The organism is Pseudomonas sp. V88_4 (assembly GCF_029967985.1).
GTDB lineage: Bacteria > Pseudomonadota > Gammaproteobacteria > Pseudomonadales > Pseudomonadaceae > Aquipseudomonas > Aquipseudomonas glycinae.
In genome coordinates, this window is record NZ_JASCAF010000027.1 from 67,830 (window position 1) to 87,209 (window position 19,380).

The window sequence follows — 19,380 nt, forward strand, 5'->3', positions numbered from 1 at the left end:
AATGAACCCGTTCGAAGACATGCGTATTTTTTGCCAGGTGATGGACTCCGGCAGCTTCACGGCGGCGGCCGATCAGTTGGGCCTTTCCAAGCAGTTCGTCAGCCGTCGCCTGATGCAATTGGAGGAACGCCTCGGCGTGCGATTGCTCAACCGTTCGACCCGGCGCCTGGACGTGACGCCGCTGGGCCAGAGCTATTACGAGTCGGCGCTGCGTTTGCTCGGTGAAATCGAGTCGGTGGAGCAGGGCATCGCCGGGCAGACTGCCGAGCCGCGCGGAGCGATTCGCGTGAGTGCGCCGCTGTCGTTTGCGCTGGCCCATCTGGGCTGTCTGCTGCCGCCGTTTCTGCAGCGTTATCGCGAGGTCACGGTGGAGGTGGACTTGAGCGACCGGCCGGTGGATCTGCTGGGCGAGGGTTACGACCTGGCGCTGCGCATCGGCGTACTGGAAGACTCGACCCTGATCGCCCGACGCATCGCGTCAATCGAACGGGTGTACTGCGCCAGTCCTGCGTATCTGGCCGAGCGCGGTACGCCGGTCAAACCGGAAGATCTGCTGGGCCACGACTGTCTGCCTTACGGCCACGGGCGTTCGGTGCAGTGGCGGTTCAATGCGGGGCAGGGCAAGCCGCTGCTGGTGAATGTCACCGGGCGGATGCGCGTCAACAACGGTGAGTTGCTGCGGGATGCGGCGGTGGCGGGGATGGGAATTACCTATCTGCCGACGTTCATTGTCGGCGCGGCGCTGAAGGATGGGCGGCTGGTGCCGGTGCTGGACGAGTTTCGGCCGGAACCGCTGACGCTGTCGGCGGTGTACCCGCAGCATCGCCAGGCATCACGGCCGGTGCAGGCGTTGATCGAGTTTTTGCGTGAGCGGCTGGATCAGAATCATGTCGCTCTCTAGGTTTTGCGGTGAACGGGTGGGCACCGATGAGCCCTGTGGGAGTCGGGCTTGCCCGCGATAGCGGTGGGTCAGTCAGTGATGCTTTAACTGACCAGGCCTCATCGCTGGCAAGCCAGCTCCCACAGGGATTGCGGTGCTTTCAGTTCGGGTCAGTTGGCGCGCTTGTCATCGCCAAGCTCGCCGCCAACGTGTACGCCACGGTCATCACCGATCTCGCCAGCGCGATGTACGCCACGGTCATCACCGATTTCACCAGCGCGATGTACGCCACGGTCATCACCGATTTCACCCGCGCGATGCACGCCGTGGTCATCACCGACTTCACCGGCCCGATGTACACCGTGGTCGTCGCCGGGTTCAGAATGCGTGCCGCTGCGGCCCGATGACGCCGTGTTGCCGGAATGTCCCGAACCGTGGTCACTGCCGCTGTTGCCACCGCCGCCACTGCCACTGTTGCCGCCACCGCCGCTGCCGCCGTGACCCCCACCATTGCCTCCGTTGCCGCCCCCGCCATTACCGCCACCACCGCCTCCGCTGCCACCCCCGCCATTACCGCCACCACCGCCTCCGCTACCGCCCCCTCCATTACCCCCGCCACCTCCACCGTTACCACCGCCGCCGCCGCTTCCTCCACCACCACTTCCCCCTTCCTTGGCCTGAACACTCGACACCCCGGACAGGTTGTCCGGAATCAGTACGGTAGACGCCGACAGGACTGCGCCGATGGCCATTGCGAGCACGAGCTTTTGAATGTGCATATCGTTCTCCGTCTTTGTTGTCTTGATTGGGAACGTGGATGTGGCTTGTTGCGTGTGATCCGACCCGTTCCCGAGGTCAGTGGATACTCGAAGCCAGTTCGAAGATCGGGATGTACATCAGGATCACGATCACCCCGATCAACAGGCCGATGAAAGTCATGAGCAGCGGTTCGAACAACCGCACGAACCACTCGATCCAGCGGCTGATTTCCTCGTCGTAGAAATCGGCGCTGCGTTCCATCATTTGCCCAAGGTTGCCGGACTGCTCGCCAGCGCGCAGCAGGCGCAGGGACACGGGCGTCACCAGATGGTTGAGCTCAAGGGCAGTGGACAACGATTGCCCCTCGCGCACCCGCTCGCAGGCCTGGTCCAGCCGCGCTCGCGAGGCCACGGTGAGCAGGCCGCGCACCATGCCCATGGCGGTCACCAGCGGAATCCCGCCTTGCAGCAGAATCCCCAGTGACCGGTAAAACCGCGCCAGCTCATACATGAAAATCCGCTGGTGCACGGCAGGCAGTTTCTCCACCAGCCGATCCAGCCCACGGCGAAACGCCGGTTGTTTCTGCAGCACGGCGAGGGCGATGACGATTGTCGCCAACAGGCCGAAAAACTCACCCTGATGGGCGTGCAGAAACATGCCGCTGCTCATCAGGATCTGCGACAGCCACGGCAGGTTCGAGCCCAGCCCTTCGAACACCAGGCTGAAGCGCGGCACCACGTAGCCCATCAGAAACAGCACCACGCCACCGCCGACCACCAGCAACAGCAGCGGGTAGATCGAAGCGCTGACGATCTTCTGCCGCACCTCGTCCATGCGCTGGCGATAGCTCACGTAACGGCCCAGCGCATCGCCGACCGCGCCGGTCTTCTCGCTGGACTGTACCAGCGCCACGTACAACGGCGGGAACACCGCCGACAACTGGCCGAGCGCCTGGGAGAACGATTTGCCCTCGTACAGCAGCCGCACCAGCTCGCTCAAGGTTTTACGGGCGGCGGGGGCCGTTTCTTTTTCGGCCAGGCTTTCCAGCGCATCGATCAGCGGCAGGCCGGCGTTGAGCAAGGTGGTCAGTTCCTGGCTGAACAGCACCAGGTTGAAGGTTTCACGCTTGCTCAGGCGTAACGAACGCCAGTGGCGCTCGGCGTGCAGGCTGACCACGCGCAAGCCCTGATCCTCGGCGATGCGCCGCGCTTCGCTCTGGCCGGGCGCCTCGACGCTCAGCGACACCACCCCGGCCTTGCCCACTGCTTTGAGTTGAAATCGCATGCCGTGAGCTCCGCTTATTGCCAGTTGGTGACTTCAGCGTTTTCGCCTTCGCCGCCGGGCTGGCCGTCCTTGCCCATCGAGAGCAGGTCGTACTCGCTGTTTTCGCCGGGATAGCGGTAGGTGTAATTACGCCCCCACGGATCCTGCGGCAGTTTTTTCTGCAAGTACGGGCCGGTCCATTTGGCTTCGTCGCTCGGTGCGGTCACCAGCGCCTGCAAGCCTTGTTCGGTGGACGGGTAGTGGCCGACTTCCAGCCGGTACAGATCCAGCGCCTTGCTCAGGCCTTCGATCTGCGCCTTGGCAACCTTCACCTCGGAACGCCCCAGCTGGGCGAAATATTTGGGCGCGACGATCCCGGCCAACAGGCCGAGCACCACCAGCACCACGAGCAATTCGAGCAGGGTGAAACCGCGTTGGGCACGCGGACGAAATTGCAGCTTCATGATGACCTCCCGTGAGTGGCAGCCGTGTCGCCGAAAGGGCTTATGCAATTGCCATGCTCAGCCCCCGATAAATTCGGCTGTCCGGCTGGAACCCTTGTATTACGGGCTTTTCAAGAGTCGGCACAGTGCTTGCGTACGGCTGGTCAACGACGGGTCAGTGGGGCATTTCCCCCAATTTTTCGGGGCCTGTCAGGGGAGGCCCAATGATCCATTCATTCACTGCTGGACTGCTCGGCTGCGTGCTGTCGGTCGGTGTCGCGCAAGCCGATGTCTTCGTTTCCATGGACGCCAAGGGCAGCTACGTGCTGTCGAACGTCCACCGTCCCGGACGCACTTACGAGCGGGTGATTCGCGAGTCCGATGCGCCGCTGGTCAGCCTTGACCAGCAACCGCAATTGATCGCCAACCAGCCCTACGCCGAGCTGGTGTCAGCGGCGGCCAGCGCCAATCACCTGCCCGAGGCTTTGCTGCACGCGGTGATCAAGTCCGAATCCAATTACAACCCCGGTGCCACCTCGCCCAAAGGCGCTGGCGGACTGATGCAATTGATGCCCGACACCGCCCGCGAGCTGGGGGTGAAAGACGTCTACGACCCCAAGGCCAACATCCAGGGCGGGGCCAAATACCTCAAGCGCCTGATGACCCTGTTCGACAACGACATCGCCCTGGCCGTGGCGGCCTACAACGCCGGGCCGGACGCGGTGCTCAGCCGGGGTCGGGTGATTCCGCCGTTCGCCGAAACCCAGCGCTATGTCCCGAGCGTGCTGCGTCAGTACCGGCGCTTGCAGGGGCTGGCGGTGGATGCGCCGTTGTAGCCCCCAGTCCTGGTTTTCCCCACTTTCGGGGCAAACCCGAGGGGCTCGGAAAAGTGGGGAAACGGGTGGGGAATATCCCCCGGATTCTCAAGTGACCTGTGTAACCGTTTGAGTTGGAACGACATTTTTTGTGGCATGCGGATTGCTCCAAGGGCTTTATCGAGAATCGTTCCCTGTGAGCACCCACTACGAGGTTTCCGATCATGGTTGGCATTCACCACGCACCGCCCCTGTTGAACTGGCTGCTGTTGCTGGTCTCGATGCTCAGCGTCGAACTGGCCAGTGCCGCTGTGCGCTGCGAGCGCAATCTGGTGGCCAATGTGGTCGCCTTCGATCAACCGCTGATGTTCAACCGCCTCGGTGCCCAAAATGCCAATGGCATGATGTACGCCCTGCGCCGCGATGTGGTCGATGAGCATGACGTTTCGCTGGCCTACGGCGGCAGCGCGGTGCCGGGCAAGGTGTCGCTGCGTGCGGACAAACGTCCACGGCCGCTGGTGCTGCGGGTGGCCGCCGGTGATTGCCTGACGATCAACCTGCAGAACCTGCTCGATTACCAGGCCAACCCGAACAAGCACTTCGAAGGGCCTGAAGGCGAGGAGGGCACCGTGAACCCCGGTGGCGCCGATGCCTTCAAGGTCGACGAGCAGGTCGCCGACCGCCATGTCGGCTTCCAGGTCAACGGCCTGCAAGCGGTGAACAGCATCGACGACATTTCCTCCTACACCGGGCGTAACGCCAACACCCTGGTGCCGCCGGGCGCGAGCCGGTCGTACGTGCTGTACGCCGAGCGCGAAGGGGCGTTTGCCGTCAGCAGCCGTGGTGCGACATTCGGCGGGGAAGGCGCGGCCGGCAACACCGCCAATGGCCTGTTCGGCCAGGTCGTGGTGGTGCCGAAGTCGGGACGCACCTATCGCAACACCCTCACCGAAGAAGAAATGCGTCTGGCCACCACCGGCCGCACACCAGCGGGTCACCCCATCGTCGATTACCAGGCTCGCTATCCGCAGCGTGAACCGTGGCTGCGCGAAGGCAAGGCCGGTACACCGATCATCAGCATGGTCGACGGCAACGAAATCATCTCCAGCGAAAGCGATGCAATTGTCATGGGCAGCAACGCCGATGGCAGTTTTGCGCCCAGCACCTATCCGCTGGAATCGATGGGCAAACGCAACCCGGCGATCCCCAACCGCCTCGAGCCGTTTCGCGATTTCGCCTCGCAGTTCCAGGACGAAACCGCCGCTACCCAGGCATTCCCTGCCTACTGGGCCGACCCGGTCATGGCCCATGTGCTGGAGCCGACCCGCGACTCGTTCATGATCAACTACGGTTCCGGCGGCATGGGTGCCGAAGTGGTCGCCAACCGCCTCGGCGTGGGACCGATGCACGATTGCCTGTCGTGCGCCTACGAAGAATTCTTCCTCAGCTCGCATACCGTCGGTGACGTGGCGATGCTGGTGGACGTGCCGGCCAATACCGGGCTTGAGAACATCGCCCCCGGCCAGACACCGAGCGCCGATCAGGTTGGCGTCAAGGCCACCATGGCCCTGTATCCGTCGGAGCCGTCGAACGTCAACCACAGCTACATCGGTGACTTCGTCAAATTCCGCAACACCCACAATGGCCACGAGCAGCACATCTTTCACCTGCACGGCCATCAGTGGCTGTTCAACCCCAACGACGACAACTCCGATTACGTCGATGCCCAAGGCATTGGCCCAGGCGCCGGCTATACCTACGAAATCGCCAACGGCGGCTCCGGCAACCGCAACCGGGTGGCCGGCGATGCGATCTATCACTGCCACTTCTACCCGCATTTCGCCCAGGGCATGTGGTCGATGTGGCGGGTGCACGATGTGTTCGAGGAAGGCACCCGGCTGGAAGTCTCGCAACAGGGCGCCGATGGTTATCACAGCGAACCTTACGCCCTGCGCAGCGGTAAACCGGCTGCCGGTGCCCGCGCCTTGCCGGATGGCGAGATCATTGCCGGCACGCCGATTCCTGCCGTGGTGCCGCTGCCCGGCAAAGCCATGGCGCCGATGCCGGGCAAAGTGGTGGTGGTGCCGAAAATCGGCGAAACCCTGGTCGCCGGCAACGACGACGATGAAGAAGAGGACGACGGCGAACACCACGGCGGTAACGGTGGTTCGCAAGCCATTGGTTCCCTGGCGTTGGTCGATCGCAGCGAAGCCAACCGCAACGCCGACGGCAGCCTGAAAAACCCTGGCTATCCGTTCTGGATCGGCGGCATGGAAAGTTCGGTGGGGCAGCGTCCGCCAACCCCACCGCTGGACATGCTCGACGCCGCCACCGCGCAATCGTTGAAAGCCAGCGGCAAAGCGCTGTGGGCCAACCTCGACCCGAATCAGTCCGGCGGCTGGGACGGCGGCTTGCAGCGTCACACCCTCGACGGGGTATCGGCCGGAGGCGCGGCGCACACCGTGACCACCTCGCTGGACTTCTCCAAGGAAGTCACCCGCGCCAAACCGATTTACCTGCCGGAAGAGGGCACTGAAGTCGAACAGGCCGCGATGGCGTTCCACGCGAAAAAGGATCACCCAAGCTTTGCCTTGCTGCCCGGCAACCAGATCGTGGCCAAGGCCTTCCGCACCAACGGCGCCTTGCCGATGGCCGGTGCGCCGTACTACGAACCGTGCATGGACGACCGGCAAAAACGCCTGACCAGCAGCGCCGGCAGCGGTGAATTCGCCAGCGGTGACCGGCTGGACGGCATGTCCTTCGTCGGCGCCTCGACTTTCACCGCCGACCGGCCACGGATCTACAAGGCCGCCAACATCCAGTTCGACGCGGTGTACAACAAGGTCGGTTATCACTTCCCGCAAGCCCGGATTCTGGCGTTGTGGGAAGACGCCTGGCCGGTGATCACCAAACAGCGTCCGCCAGAGCCGCTGGTGATGCGCATGAACACCTTCGACTGCGTGCAATACCAGCAAACCAACCTGGTGCCCGCCACCTACGAGATGGACGACTATCAGGTGCGCACGCCGACCGACGTGATCGGCCAGCACATTCACTTGCCGAAGTGGGACCTGACCTCCGCCGACGGTTCTTCCAACGGCTGGAACTACGAGGACGGCGTGCTCTCGCCCGGTGCTGTTCAGGAACGCATTCATGCGATCCGCGAATTCAACCAGTGCGAGGGCAGCGATCCGCGCGACGGCACCCAGGCGTGCCCGAAAGCCAAGGCGCATCCGTTCTTCGGTCAGTTCGGGCGCAGTGACTGGATGGGCGCACGCACGGCCATGCAACGCTGGTTCGTCGACCCGGTGGTCAACGCCAAGGGCGTGGATCGGGGGCTGGGCACCATCTTCACCCACGACCACCTCGGCCCATCGACTCACCAGCAGATCGGCCTGTATGCCACGGTGCTGGCGGAACCGGCCGGTTCCACCTGGTTCCACGCCGAAACCGGCGAGCCTCTGTACAGCGGCGCACGGCAGGACGGTGGGCCGACTTCATGGCAGGCGGTGATCAACACCGGCGACCTCGACGGCGACGGCAAGAACGACAGCTTCCGTGAGTTCTTCCTCGAATACAGCGACTTCCAGCACGCCTATGAAGCCGGTGTGTACGTGGGCGCCGGCCCCAACGGCGTGCCCAATCCCCAAGCCTTCCCGGCCACCGCCGACAGCTTCCGCTACGCGATCAACCCGCCGGTGCGCAACAACGCCAGCACTCTGCTCGAAGGCGTATTGGAAGTGCAGGGCGGTCAGGTGCCGGGCTGCCCGAGCCGGCCTTGCCCGCAAGCGATCTCCGTGGATGATCCGGGCATGTTCGTCGTCAACTATCGCAACGAGCCGCTGGCCCTGCGGGTCTACGACCCGAACAAGGTCGGCCCGGACGGCAAGCGCGGCATGCAGGCCGACGGCCTCGGCGGCGATCTGGCGTACGCCATGCAAAGTCGTACCGACCGTGCGATCCCGGCGATGAACCTGGCGCCGAATCTGGTGACGGCTGCCACCGGACCGACTGGCGGCACCACGCTGTTCCCGCCGCACATCAACAAGGGCGGCAGCGAGCCGGGCGACCCGTTCACCCCGATGCTGCGTACCTACACCGGTGACAACGTGCGCCTGCGGGTGCATGCCGGCGGCCACGAGGAAGAGCACAACGTCACCCTGCACGGCGTGAAGTGGCTGCAGAGCGGTTCCGGTTTCGGCAACAGCTCCAACTCCGGCTGGCGCGCCTCGCAGATGATCGGCATCTCCGAACAGATGGGCTTCATCGCACCCGTGTCGATGCTCTCCAGCTCCGCCGCCACCACAGGCGACTATCTGTACTCGATGGACGCTTCGATCGAAGGCTACTGGAGCGGGATCTGGGGCGTGATGCGCAACTACACGGCCAAACGCAATGACCTGTTCGCCATCCCCAACAACCCGAGTCCGGCCGGCATGCGCAACACCGTGGCCTTCGAAGGCAGTTGCCCACGGATCAGCGCCAACCCCAACGGTATCGGCACCCGGCCGACGGTGCAGCGCAATTATGAAGTGGTGGCGGCGCTGGCCAACGACATCCTCGGCAATTCGCTGGGCCTGAGCATCGGCGATTCGGCCGGGCTCGGTCAGCATGTCGGCGGGCCGCTGAATCCGGCGGGCGGCACCCTGGTGCTGAACTCGCGCACGGTGAGCATCCCGCAAGTCACGGTGACCGATCCGGAGGACGGCGAGACCATCACCATCGGTGGCCAGAGCGGGCCGCTGCATGATCCGACGGCGATCCTGTACGTGCGCAAATCCGACCTCGATCCGGTCAGTGGCAAGCTCAAACCCGGCATTCCGGTCGAACCGCTGGTGCTGCGCGCAGCGGCCGGGGACTGCATCAATATCACCCTGGAAAACCGTCTGCCGAGCGTGATGCCCGACCTGACCCAGACCGCCGTGATGCAGGGCATCGTCAAACGTGATCGCAACAGCGGCCTGGGCTCGACCACCTTCAGCAACAACCTGATGCGGCCGTCCAGCCATGTGGGTCTGCACGCGCAACTGCTGGCCTATGACATCACCAAGTCCGACGGTGCCAACGTCGGCGCCAACCCGACCCAGACCGTGCCGCCACGGGTGGGCAGCAGCGGCGCCTACCCGACCCGGACCTATCAGTACTACGCCGGGCACCTGGAGCGTGAAGGCAAACCGGTCACGCAACTGGGGCGCAGTGTCGACAACATCAATGCCACGGCCGTGGAGTTCGGAGGCCTGAACATCACCCCGGCGGATGTGATCAAGCAACCGCAAAAAGGCCTGGGTGGTGCGATGAGCATCCTGCCGATCGGCGCGACCTGGGTCGACGATGCGCGCAAGGTCAACGCCACAGTCACTGCACCGGGGCAAACGACTTACCGCGACTTCGCGATGGTCTGGCACAAGGCGCTGAATACTCGCTGGGCCAATGGCCGGCCTGTCGAAGGCATCGCTGCCGAGGGCTTCGGCGTGCCGACCGATCCGCAGGACAACTCGAGCATGGCCATCAACTACAAGACCGAACCGCTGTGGTACCGCTTCGGCCTCGCTCCGGATGCACCGTTCGGCCATGCCGATGGCGCGGGTTACGGCGACATGAGCAATGCGCACATGGCCTACAGCAATGCGCTGGTGGGCGGCGATCCGCAGACGCCGGTGCTGTATGCCAAACCCGGCCAGCCGTTCCGTACGCACATCCTGATGCCGAGCGGCGGCAGTCGCGGCACCACGTTCCAGCTCGACGGACACGTCTGGTCGCTCAACCCGTTCCAGGCCGAGAAGAGCGACACCGGCGGCTATCCGATGGGCACGCCGGGCGTGGGTTCGGTGCGCTTCGGCTACAACCCGATGTCGATGTACATCGGCGCTCACGAAAGCATCCTGCCGGCGGCGCACTTCAGCTTCATGATCCCGAGCGCCGGGGGCAGCAACGCGATACCGGGGGACTACCTGTTCCGCGATTACGCGGCCTATGGCAATACCTCGGGGCTGTGGGGATTGCTGCGGGTGACCAATGAGCCGGAGCCGGCGCCGCCTGCTCAGTAGGTGCCAATGCGCGACCTGTGGGAACCGGTGAACCCGCTCCCAAAGGTGGGGACAGGATTTGTAGGGGAGAGCGACATGAACAGGATCATCAACATCCTCGGCATCTGCCTGCTGGCGATGGCCGGCGCACTGCTCACGCTGAGCGAGATTGCCCTGGCGCAAACCGGCGCCGGGCAGGTGCTGACCCGCGACGGCGTGTCGATCGCCTTCGATCTGAAGCCGTTGGCCAGCGATGGTCAGTTGCGTGAGGGCGAGTTCGCCGACGTGCAGTTTCGTGTCACCGACGGCGCCTCCGGCCAGCCGTTGTCCGGTGTGGCACCGGGGGCGTGGATCGATCCGCAAGCCGTCGCCGCCGATCAGGCCCAGGGCCGTGACCAGAGCTGCAAGTCGCGGGTCGGCACGTTCCTCAAATCCAACATCGGCGCGCGGCCGCTGCTCGACCTCAACAGCTATTTCCTGCTGGTGATGAATCGCGATGCCAGCGCTTCGGTGGTTGATCCAGCAGTCTCGGTCGGCGGCATCACCAGCACCCTGGCGCGGATCGAACTCAAGCAATCGCCGATGGACTGGGTCACGCCCAAGGACAACAAAAGGGTCTTCGTGTCGATGCCGACGGCGGGGGAAGTGGCGGTGATCGACAGCGAGCAATTCAAGGTCATCGACTCGGTGGCCGCCGGCAGCCAACCGGTGCGGGTCGCGCTGCAACCGGACGAGCGCCTGCTGTGGGTCGGCAACAACGCGAGCAAGGCTGAAGAATCCGGGGTCACGGTGATCGATACCCAGAGCCTCAAACCGCTGAAACACCTGGCGACCGGACGCGGCCACCACGAAATCACGTTCAGCAAGGACAGCCGTTTCGCCTTCGTCAGCAACCGCGACGACGGCACCCTGAGCGTCATCGACGTCGCCAGCCTGAGCCTGCTGCAACAGGTCAGGACCGGCTCCAGCCCGTTGTCGGTGGCGTACTCGCCGCTGTCCGGCGCGGTGTACGTGGCCGATGGCAAGGACGGCACCGTCACCGTGATCGACAGCAACAGCCGCGCCGTACGCCGGGTGATCAAGCTGCAACAGGGCCTCGGCCCGATGGGTTTCAGCGCCGACGGCCGGTTTGGCGTGGTGCTGAACACCGTGGAAAACCGCGCCACGGTGATCGACGCGGCCAACGATTCGGCGATCCATGATCTGGACGTCTCGGCCGAACCCTATCAAGTGGTGTTCACCCAGGCGTATGCCTACGTGCGCGGACTGGCCTCGCCGAAAGTCACCATGATCAACCTGTCGTCGCTGGGCGAAGGGCGTCAGCCGATTACCCAGGGTTTTGAAGCCGGGCCGCAGCCGCCACGGCTGGCCGGGGATCTGCCGCTGGCGTCAAGCCTCGCGGTATCGCGCGATGACAACGCGGTGTTCGTGGTCAACCCGGTGGACAACACCACCTATTTCTATGCCGAAGGCATGAATGCGCCGATGTCCGGTTACCCCAACCGGGGGCAAATCGCTCGCGCCGCGCTGGTGATCGACCGCAGCCTGCGCGAAGTCTCGCCGGGGCTCTATAGCGCCCGGGTCAAGCTGCCGGCAGCGGGGCGCTTCGACGTGGCGTTTCTGCTCAACCAGCCGAACATCATTCATTGCTTCAGCGCCCAGGTGGCGACCGATGGCGCGCCTGAAAAACACCTGGGCGCGGCAAAAGTCGAGTTCCTGCTGGACAAGACTTCGGTGGCCCTCAACGACCCCTACGTGGTGCGGTTCCGCATCGTCCAGGGCAAACAGAAGACCCAACGCAGCGGCGTGACCGACGTGCAGTTGCGCTACTTCCTCGCCCCGACCTCCCGGCCCCGTGAAGTGGCGGCGCTGGAAGTTGCCGACGGCGTGTACGAAGCACCGGTGACGCTTGATCGCAGCGGCGCCTGGTACCTGCACGTGCGCGCGGCCTCGCTGGGCGCCGGTTTCGACGACAAGACCTTTGCCAGTGTCCGGGTACTGCCCGGCCAGACTCAGTGACGAGGAAAAGACCATGAACCGATTTGCATCCCGTGGCCTGCTGACCCTGTGCCTGTTGGCCGTCGGTATCCAGCAGGCCAGCGCCCACTCGGCGGACGAGCATGCCGGGCACACGGCTCCGGCCGCCAACAGTCAGGAACACGCCCAGGTCAAGTTCGCCGATGTGCCGCTGCTCGACCAGAACGGCAAGACCGTGCACCTGGAGCAGGATCTGGTGCACAACAAGATCGTCGTCATGAGTTTCATCTACACCAGTTGCACCACGGTCTGCCCGGTGGTCTCGTCGATCATGGGCAAGGTGCAGAAACAGCTCGGTGCCCGGGTAGGCACCGAAGTGCAACTGGTGTCGATCAGCATCGACCCGCAGCGCGACGACCCGAAACGCTTGCAGGATTACGCCCGCACCTTTCAGAAAGGCCCGGGCTGGAGCTGGCTGACCGGTTCGCCGCAATCGATCACCGCCACCCTCAAGGGCCTCGGCAGTTTCAGCGGCGACTTCAAGAATCATCAGCCACTGATCCTCGTCGGTGACGGCAACAGTCGCCACTGGACGCGCTATTACGGCTTCACCGACCCGGCATTGCTGGCCAAAGAGGTCGAGAAACTCAGCGGCCTGCGCACCCACGCAAAACACACTGCGATTGCCATGGAGCAACAACCATGAGAACCCTGGACTGGCTCACCCTGACGGTTTGTTTCTGGATTTTCAGCACTATGGCCCTGGCCCACGAAGGTCACGAACAACCGGCACCGACAACGGCCAGCGCTGCGCCCGCACCGGCCAAAGGCACACACGACGCGAAAACCTGGTTCACCGACACGCCGCTGCTGGATCAGAACGGCGACGTCCAGCGTTTCTACAGCGATGCGCTGCACAACCGTGTGGTGCTGCTCAACGTGATTTTCACCAGCTGCAATGACGCCTGCCCGCTGATCACCCGCAAGCTCAAGGAAGTCCGCGAGCTGCTGGGCGACAAGGCCGACGGCATCACTTTCATTTCCCTTACCAGTGATCCGCTGCGCGACACGCCGGCGGTGCTCAAGGCTTACACCTTGAAGCAGGGCGCCGATGACCCTCACTGGCTTTTCCTTACCGGCGACAAGGCGCAGATGGACCTGGTGCTGGGCCGCATTGGCCAGATCGTGCCGACGCCCGAGCAGCACTCGACCCAGTTGATCGTCGGCGACGTGGCCAACAAACGCTGGAGCAAAATCCGTCCCGACGCCCCGGCCGCCGCCATTGCCCAGCGCTTGCAGCTGCTGACAATGCCCGTGGCCGGCCGCTGAGTCCGCGCCATGAACCTCGGCCGCGTCCTCGCCCTGATCCTGCTCGCTGGCGTCAGCCTCGGCGCGGCCGCGTTGCCGCTGACCGATGAAGAAAGCGCCGGCAAGCGCCTGTACCGCGAAGGCCTGTCCGCCAGCGGCGAGCCGATCATGGCGCGGGTCGGCGCGGCGGATGTGTTGCTGCCGGCCACCAGCCTGCCGTGCGCCAACTGCCACGGCGCCGACGGTCTCGGCCGGCCCGAAGGCGGGGTGCGTCCGCCGGAACTGAACTGGTCGCGGCTGACCAGCATCCACGGTCAGCAACAGGTCAACGGGCGCAACTACCCGGCCTACACCGACAGCAGTCTGGCGCGGGTGATTCAGCAGGGCCGCGACCCCGGCAACAATCGCCTTGACCCGAGCATGCCGCGCTTCCTGCTGTCGATGAAGGATCAGCGCAACCTCACCGCGTACCTCAAGCGTCTGGCCGATGACCGCGATCCGGGGCTCGATGACCAGACCTTGCACTTGGGCACCTTGCTGCCCAGCCAGGGGCCGCTGGCCGAGGAGGGCGCCACCATCGCGGCGGTGCTCAACGGCAGCGTTGCGCGGATCAATCAGGCCGGCGGCATTCACGGCCGGCAGTTGCGCCTGACCGTGGCCGATCCCGGCCCGGATCGCGCCAGCGCCGAACAGGCCCTGCAACGGCTGATCGAGCAAGAGCAAGTCTTTGCCCTGATCGCGCCGCTGGCCCCGGCGCTGGACAGCGAACTGGCGCCGCGCCTGGAGCAGTCCGGCGTGCCGCTGATCGGGGCCCTGTCGTTGCTCGGCCCGGTGCAGGCCAGCCCACAGATTTTCGAACCGCTGCCGGGGCTGCGCGAGCAACTGATCGCGCTGGCTGATTACGCCACCGCCAGTTTGCGAGTGCTGCAAGGGCCGACGCTGATTGCCTATCCCGATGACCCGGCCCAGGTGCTGGCGGCACAGGTCCTCGGCCAATATCTACAGGATCACGGCTGGGAAAAAGTCCATCTGCAGGCCTACGATCCGGCGGCGGACAGCTTGCCGCTGGGCTCGCGTTCAGTGTTCTACCTCGGTAGCGGCGGAGGTTTCAGTCGGCTGGCGGCCGGATTGCAGAATGCCGGGCAGGTGCCGTACCTGTTTGCTGCGTCGAGCCAGGTGGCGGGGGATCTGCTGCAAGTGCCGGAGGGTTTTTCCCGGCGGGTGTTTCTGGCGTATCCGTTCGTGCCCAGCGACTGGACCCAGGCCGGACGCATGGCGCTGACGCTGTTGCGCGAACATCAGGGCCTCGGCGCCCAGCACGCGGTGCTGCAAGTCGGCGCCTACGCCTCGATGCTGTTGTTCAGCGAAGGCATGAAGCAGGCCGGTCGCGACGCCAGCCGCGAAAAACTGGTGGCGGCCCTCGAAGGCCTGCACGACTTCGACACCGGCCTGACCCCGCGCCTGAGCTTCGGCCCCGGCCGACGATTGGGCCTGAGCGGGGCGCACGTGGTCACCGTTGACTTGCCCGACCAGCGTTTTTATCTGGTCGCTCCCTACAAACCGATTATTGCCACGCCCTGACCGGAGGCCCTGATCATGAAGCTCAAAACCCTGTGTTGGCTGCTGACAGGCTGGTTGTCGGTGGGAATGGCGAACAATGAACCGGTGGCCGCCCGGGTCAACGGCGAGGCGATTTCCGAGTTTCGCCTGGAACGTTTTTTCGCCGAGTACCTGGAAGATCAGGGGCGTGCCGTGGCGAGCATCCGCAACCCCAAGGCCTATAAACAACTGCGTCAGGCCGCGCTGGACACGCTGATCGACAAGGAACTGCTCTGGCAGGAATCGCGCAAGCGCGGGGTGAAAATCGATGAGCAAGCCGTGCGCGAACAGGTCGAACAGACCCGCACCGCCATTGGAGGCACCGACAAATTCCTCCAGCGTTTGCAGGACGCCGGTTTCGATGAGGCCTCGTTCACCGAGTACACCCATCGCGAACTGGCGGCGCAGCGGATGTTCGCCGAACTGACCCAAGTCCAGGCCCCGGACGAGCAGACCGTGCGGGCTTTCTTCAACGAACACCGCGCCGAAATGGCCGCACCGGAGCAGGTCCAGGCCCGGCACATTCTGATCAAGGTTGCCGGCGATGCCGATGCCGCCACGGTTGAAGCGGCGCGGCTACGCTTAGAAGAGTTGCGTGCCGCTATCGCAGGGGGGCAAACCTTTGCTAGCGTCGCCCGATCGGGATCGGAAGATGTCACCGCCAGCCAGGGCGGGGACCTGGGGTATTTCGCCCGTGGGCAGATGGTGCCGGCCTTCGAAACGGCAGCGTTTGCCCTCAAGCCTGGTGAAGTCAGCGAGGCGGTGCGCACACCGTTCGGCTGGCATTTGATTTTTGTCGAGAACCACAAGGAGGCGGCCGATGTCCCAGAGGAGCAAGGGCTGGAAACAGTCAGGGCGTACCTCGCCCGACAGCAACAGACCCAGGCTCGTCGTCAGGTGCTCGCGCAATTACGGGCAGAGAACAGGATCGAACGAATTGACGACGACTGAAGGTTCCCCCCCAATAGTGGGGAATGGCTTCGATGCCCATTCAGGTGCTTCCCCGTTTCTGGGGAACGGGGTACCGGGACGAGCGGGCATTTCCATTCAATTCAAGGACATGAAGACAAAAAATTACCGGCATTCAGCCTGGCATGAAGTGTGCGTTACCTCTTGTGAGGCGCACTCCAGCAGGTTCGGGTCATTGAATTTCAATTGCCGGCACTTGAGGTTTCAGGGAGTCCACCTTGGTTAACAAAGTACTGGTTGTCGAAGACGAACAGCTGCTTGCACAGAACCTTCAGGATTATCTGTCGGCGCAAGGGCTGGAAGTCCGGATTGCACATGACGGCGCAGAGGGAATCGGCCTGGCCGAGACTTTCGCCCCCGACGTGCTGGTGTTCGATTACCGCTTGCCCGATATGGAAGGGTTCGAGGTGCTCGACGCGGTCCGCCAGAACAGGACGTGTCATTTCGTGCTGATAACGGGTCACCCGACCGCTGAAGTCTGTGAGCGGGCGCGGCAACTGGGGGTCAGTCACATCCTGTTCAAACCGTTTCCCTTGGCGGAACTGGCCCGAGCTGTCTGCGACCTTCTGGGGATAAAGCGCGAAGCGAAACCCGGTGCGAGCCCATCCGAAGGCTTTGTCGAACGACGCCAGAGCAGGACCGAGAGCTTCCCGTTGCAGTTGTACGATGGCAGTTGGGTGCTGGCGGACCGCCGACGAAACCGGTCGGAGGTCATGGCACCGGACGACGATCAAATGCTCACCGGGGAGTAATGGCGCGATAGACGTTCCGGCACTCGCCGAATTCGCCTCCCGCGCCGTCAGGGCCTCAAGCCCCGGGTGTTGGAGAGCAAGCCATGGATCGTCTGTCCGTTGTCGTCGAACCGCTGTTGGTCAACCCTGCGCTGGAGGCCCAGACCCCGCCACGCTTTTCCAGTGAGCAACTGGCCCAGGCCCGGGCACGGGCCAGCACTTCCGGGGAACGGGTGCTCGATGCACTGGCCGTGCTCTGTGAACTGGCGCCGATGCCGTTCATTGCCAGCCTCGGCGCCACCCTGCATTACCCGGTGCTCGACACCGACACGCTGTTTCTGGCGACCCCGGTGTTCGACCGGGTCACCCTCGCGCAATGCCTCAAACGTGAATTCATCCTGCTGCGCCAAAACGACGAAGTCATCGGCGTGTTCGCCGACCCCTTCGACACCGCGCGCCTGGCCTGGATCGACGAATGCCTGCACGGCGCGCCGCTGTACCTGGTGCACGCCGACGACCTCAAGGCCTATCTGGCCCGCCACGAAGAAAGCTTCCACGCCGTCGAATCGCTCAACGCCCAGGCCGACGCCGGCAGCGAGACCGACACCCTGCAAAGCCTGTCGCTGACCAGCATCAGCGAAGACTCGAGCGTGGTGGTGAAACTGGTCAACTCGACCCTGTACGACGCGCTGAAAATGCACGCCAGCGACATCCACCTCGGCACCACCGGCCAGGGCCTGGTGATCAAGTACCGGATCGACGGCGTGCTGAACAACATCGGCAAGATCCAGGGCAGCGAGTTCGCCGAGCAGGTGATCTCGCGGGTCAAGGTCATGGCCGAACTGGACATCGGCGAAAAACGCGTGCCTCAGGACGGTCGCTTCAAGATCGGCATCAGCGGCCGGCAGATCGACTTCCGGGTGTCGATCATGCCGAGCATCTTCGGCGAAGACGCGGTGCTGCGGGTGCTCGACAAACAGGATCTGGCCGACAAGGTCTGCGGCGTGCAACTGCAAGCGCTGGGCTTTGAAGACGAAACCCTGCGCCAGTTGCGTCGCCTCGCCGCCGAACCCTACGGCATGGTGCTGGTGACCGGCCCCACCGGCAGCGGCAAGACCACCACGCTGTACGCGATGATCACCGAGATCAACCACGGCGTGGACAAGATCATCACCATCGAAGACCCGGTGGAATATCAGCTGCCGGGCGTGCTGCAAATCCCGGTCAACGAGAAAAAGGGCCTGACCTTCGCCCGTGGCTTGCGCTCGATCCTGCGCCACGACCCGGACAAGATCATGGTCGGCGAGATCCGCGACCCGGACACCGCACAGATCGCCGTGCAATCGGCGCTCACCGGTCACCTGGTGTTCACCACCATTCACGCTAACAACGTGTTCGACGTGATCGGTCGTTTTACCCAAATGGAAATCGACCCCTACAGCCTGGTCTCGGCGCTCAACGCGATTCTCGCCCAGCGCCTGATCCGGCTGGTGTGCAGCAGTTGCAGCACGCCGGTCAACCCGAGCGATGAAGAGCTGCGCGCTTCGGGCCTCGACCCACAGAAAGTCGATCACTATCACTTCGTCCACGGCAAGGGCTGCGGTCACTGCCGGGGCAGCGGCTATCGCGGGCGCACGGCGATTGCCGAGCTGCTGCACCTGGACGACGAACTGCGCCAGATGATCGTCGAGCGCCAACCCATCACCCAGATCAAAGCCCTGGCCTGCGCCCGTGGTTTGCGCCTGTTGCGCGAATCGGCGCTGGAGCTGGTGGAGCACGGTCGGACCACGCTGGAGGAGATCAATCGTGTCACTTTTATCGCGTGATCAATTTATCGCCGTGCTCGGCGCCAGCGGTGTCGGCCTCGGCCAGCGCCGGGGCAGCGACACCCTGTGGCTGGGCAGCGTCGGCTACATCGACGAAGGCTTTCAGAGCTACGCGGTGGCGCTGGACACCCTCGACCGTCTGCTCGGCGAACACACCCGTGCCGGCGCCGAGCTGAGCGTGGTGATCTCCGGCCACTTCAGCCGTTTCTGCCTGGTGCCGTGGAGCGAGCAGATCAGCAGCCCTGAGGAACTGCGCGGCTTCGCCCAACTTTGCTTCGAAGACCTGTTCGGCGCCCCGACCCAACCGTGGAGTCTGGTGTTGTCGGCCGAGCCGGCCGGGCATGACCGGATCGCCAGTGCCTTGCCGCAGGATTTGTTGGAACGCCTGCGCACGCTGGTCACGGGTCGCGGCCTGCGCCTGCGTTCGGTGCAGCCGTACCTGATGACCGCGTTCAACCGCTTCGACAAAAGCCTCGACGCCGGTGACTTCCTGTTCATCGTCGCCGAACCGCAACGCAGCGTGTTGCTGCTGGCAAGGGAAGGGCGCTGGTCGTCGGTGCGTTCGGTGGGCGGCAGCGACAGCGACGCGGCACTCAGTGCGCTGATCGGTCGTGAACGGCAACTGCAAGCCTCCACCAGCGAACGCGCCTTCAACGTTTATCTGCACGCCCCGGCGCGCCTCGATGCGCAACCGGAGGTGGCGGGGGTGCACCTGCGCACCCTCGAAGACAACTCGATGACCGTGCGTGACGCCTTGTACGTCATGTCCCGGGCGGTGGCCTGA

General features: G+C 64.2%; 14 protein-coding genes. 11 read left to right on the forward strand and 3 right to left on the reverse strand.

Annotated elements, in window-relative coordinates; all coding sequences use genetic code 11:
* The first annotated feature begins 1 nt into the window (after position 1).
* Positions 2-901, forward strand: a complete 900-nt coding sequence (locus QLG12_RS07565) for a LysR family transcriptional regulator (RefSeq protein WP_282474242.1) — start codon at positions 2-4, stop codon at positions 899-901.
* A 149-nt stretch (positions 902-1,050) separates the two neighbouring features.
* Here the strand turns inward: QLG12_RS07565 and QLG12_RS07570 are convergent, their stop codons facing one another.
* The 3 genes from QLG12_RS07570 to gspG form a co-directional block, all read right to left on the reverse strand.
* Positions 1,051-1,659, reverse strand: a complete 609-nt coding sequence (locus tag QLG12_RS07570) for a hypothetical protein (RefSeq protein ID WP_282474243.1) — start codon at positions 1,657-1,659, stop codon at positions 1,051-1,053.
* A 76-nt stretch (positions 1,660-1,735) separates the two neighbouring features.
* The gene (locus QLG12_RS07575) at positions 1,736-2,923 is read right to left on the reverse strand and encodes a type II secretion system F family protein (protein WP_064595139.1); all 1,188 of its coding nucleotides are present in this window, start codon (positions 2,921-2,923) and stop codon (positions 1,736-1,738) included.
* A gap of 14 nt (positions 2,924-2,937) precedes the next feature.
* Positions 2,938-3,366, reverse strand: coding sequence for a type II secretion system major pseudopilin GspG (gene gspG, locus QLG12_RS07580; RefSeq protein ID WP_011333421.1), 429 nt, complete (start codon positions 3,364-3,366; stop codon positions 2,938-2,940).
* A gap of 203 nt (positions 3,367-3,569) precedes the next feature.
* On the opposite strand from gspG, the gene QLG12_RS07585 reads away from it, so the two are divergent.
* The 10 genes from QLG12_RS07585 to QLG12_RS07630 all read left to right on the forward strand — a co-directional run bounded on the left by QLG12_RS07585 (position 3,570) and on the right by QLG12_RS07630 (position 19,380).
* Positions 3,570-4,181 (forward strand): lytic transglycosylase domain-containing protein, encoded by a 612-nt coding sequence (locus QLG12_RS07585; protein WP_221615678.1) that lies wholly within the window; start codon positions 3,570-3,572, stop codon positions 4,179-4,181.
* Between the two features lie 203 nt (positions 4,182-4,384).
* Entirely contained in the window at positions 4,385-10,207 is a 5,823-nt protein-coding gene (gene mnxG / locus QLG12_RS07590) for a manganese-oxidizing multicopper oxidase MnxG (protein ID WP_282474244.1), read from the forward strand.
* Positions 10,208-10,282: 75 nt separating this feature from the next.
* A complete protein-coding gene (locus tag QLG12_RS07595) occupies positions 10,283-12,205 on the forward strand; it encodes a beta-propeller fold lactonase family protein (protein WP_282474245.1) in 1,923 nt (640 codons plus the stop codon).
* Between the two features lie 13 nt (positions 12,206-12,218).
* Positions 12,219-12,869 carry an SCO family protein gene (locus tag QLG12_RS07600; protein WP_064595146.1) on the forward strand — a complete coding sequence of 217 codons (651 nt, stop codon included), beginning with the start codon at positions 12,219-12,221 and terminating at the stop codon, positions 12,867-12,869.
* Positions 12,866-13,492, forward strand: a complete 627-nt coding sequence (locus QLG12_RS07605; RefSeq protein WP_282474246.1) for an SCO family protein — start codon at positions 12,866-12,868, stop codon at positions 13,490-13,492. Before QLG12_RS07600 ends, QLG12_RS07605 begins: the two co-directional genes overlap by 4 nt.
* Positions 13,493-13,501: 9 nt before the next feature.
* On the forward strand, positions 13,502-15,052 hold the full coding sequence (locus tag QLG12_RS07610; protein WP_197870898.1) for an ABC transporter substrate-binding protein: 1,551 nt from the start codon (positions 13,502-13,504) through the stop codon (positions 15,050-15,052).
* 15 nt (positions 15,053-15,067) lie between these two features.
* The gene (locus tag QLG12_RS07615) at positions 15,068-16,021 is read left to right on the forward strand and encodes a peptidylprolyl isomerase (protein ID WP_197870900.1); all 954 of its coding nucleotides are present in this window, start codon (positions 15,068-15,070) and stop codon (positions 16,019-16,021) included.
* 236 nt (positions 16,022-16,257) lie between these two features.
* Entirely contained in the window at positions 16,258-16,791 is a 534-nt protein-coding gene (locus QLG12_RS07620) for a response regulator (protein WP_064378905.1), read from the forward strand.
* Between the two features lie 83 nt (positions 16,792-16,874).
* Entirely contained in the window at positions 16,875-18,596 is a 1,722-nt protein-coding gene (locus tag QLG12_RS07625) for a GspE/PulE family protein (protein WP_282474247.1), read from the forward strand.
* The gene (locus QLG12_RS07630) at positions 18,577-19,380 is read left to right on the forward strand and encodes a hypothetical protein (RefSeq protein ID WP_282474248.1); all 804 of its coding nucleotides are present in this window, start codon (positions 18,577-18,579) and stop codon (positions 19,378-19,380) included. The genes QLG12_RS07625 and QLG12_RS07630 overlap by 20 nt, the downstream gene beginning before the upstream one ends.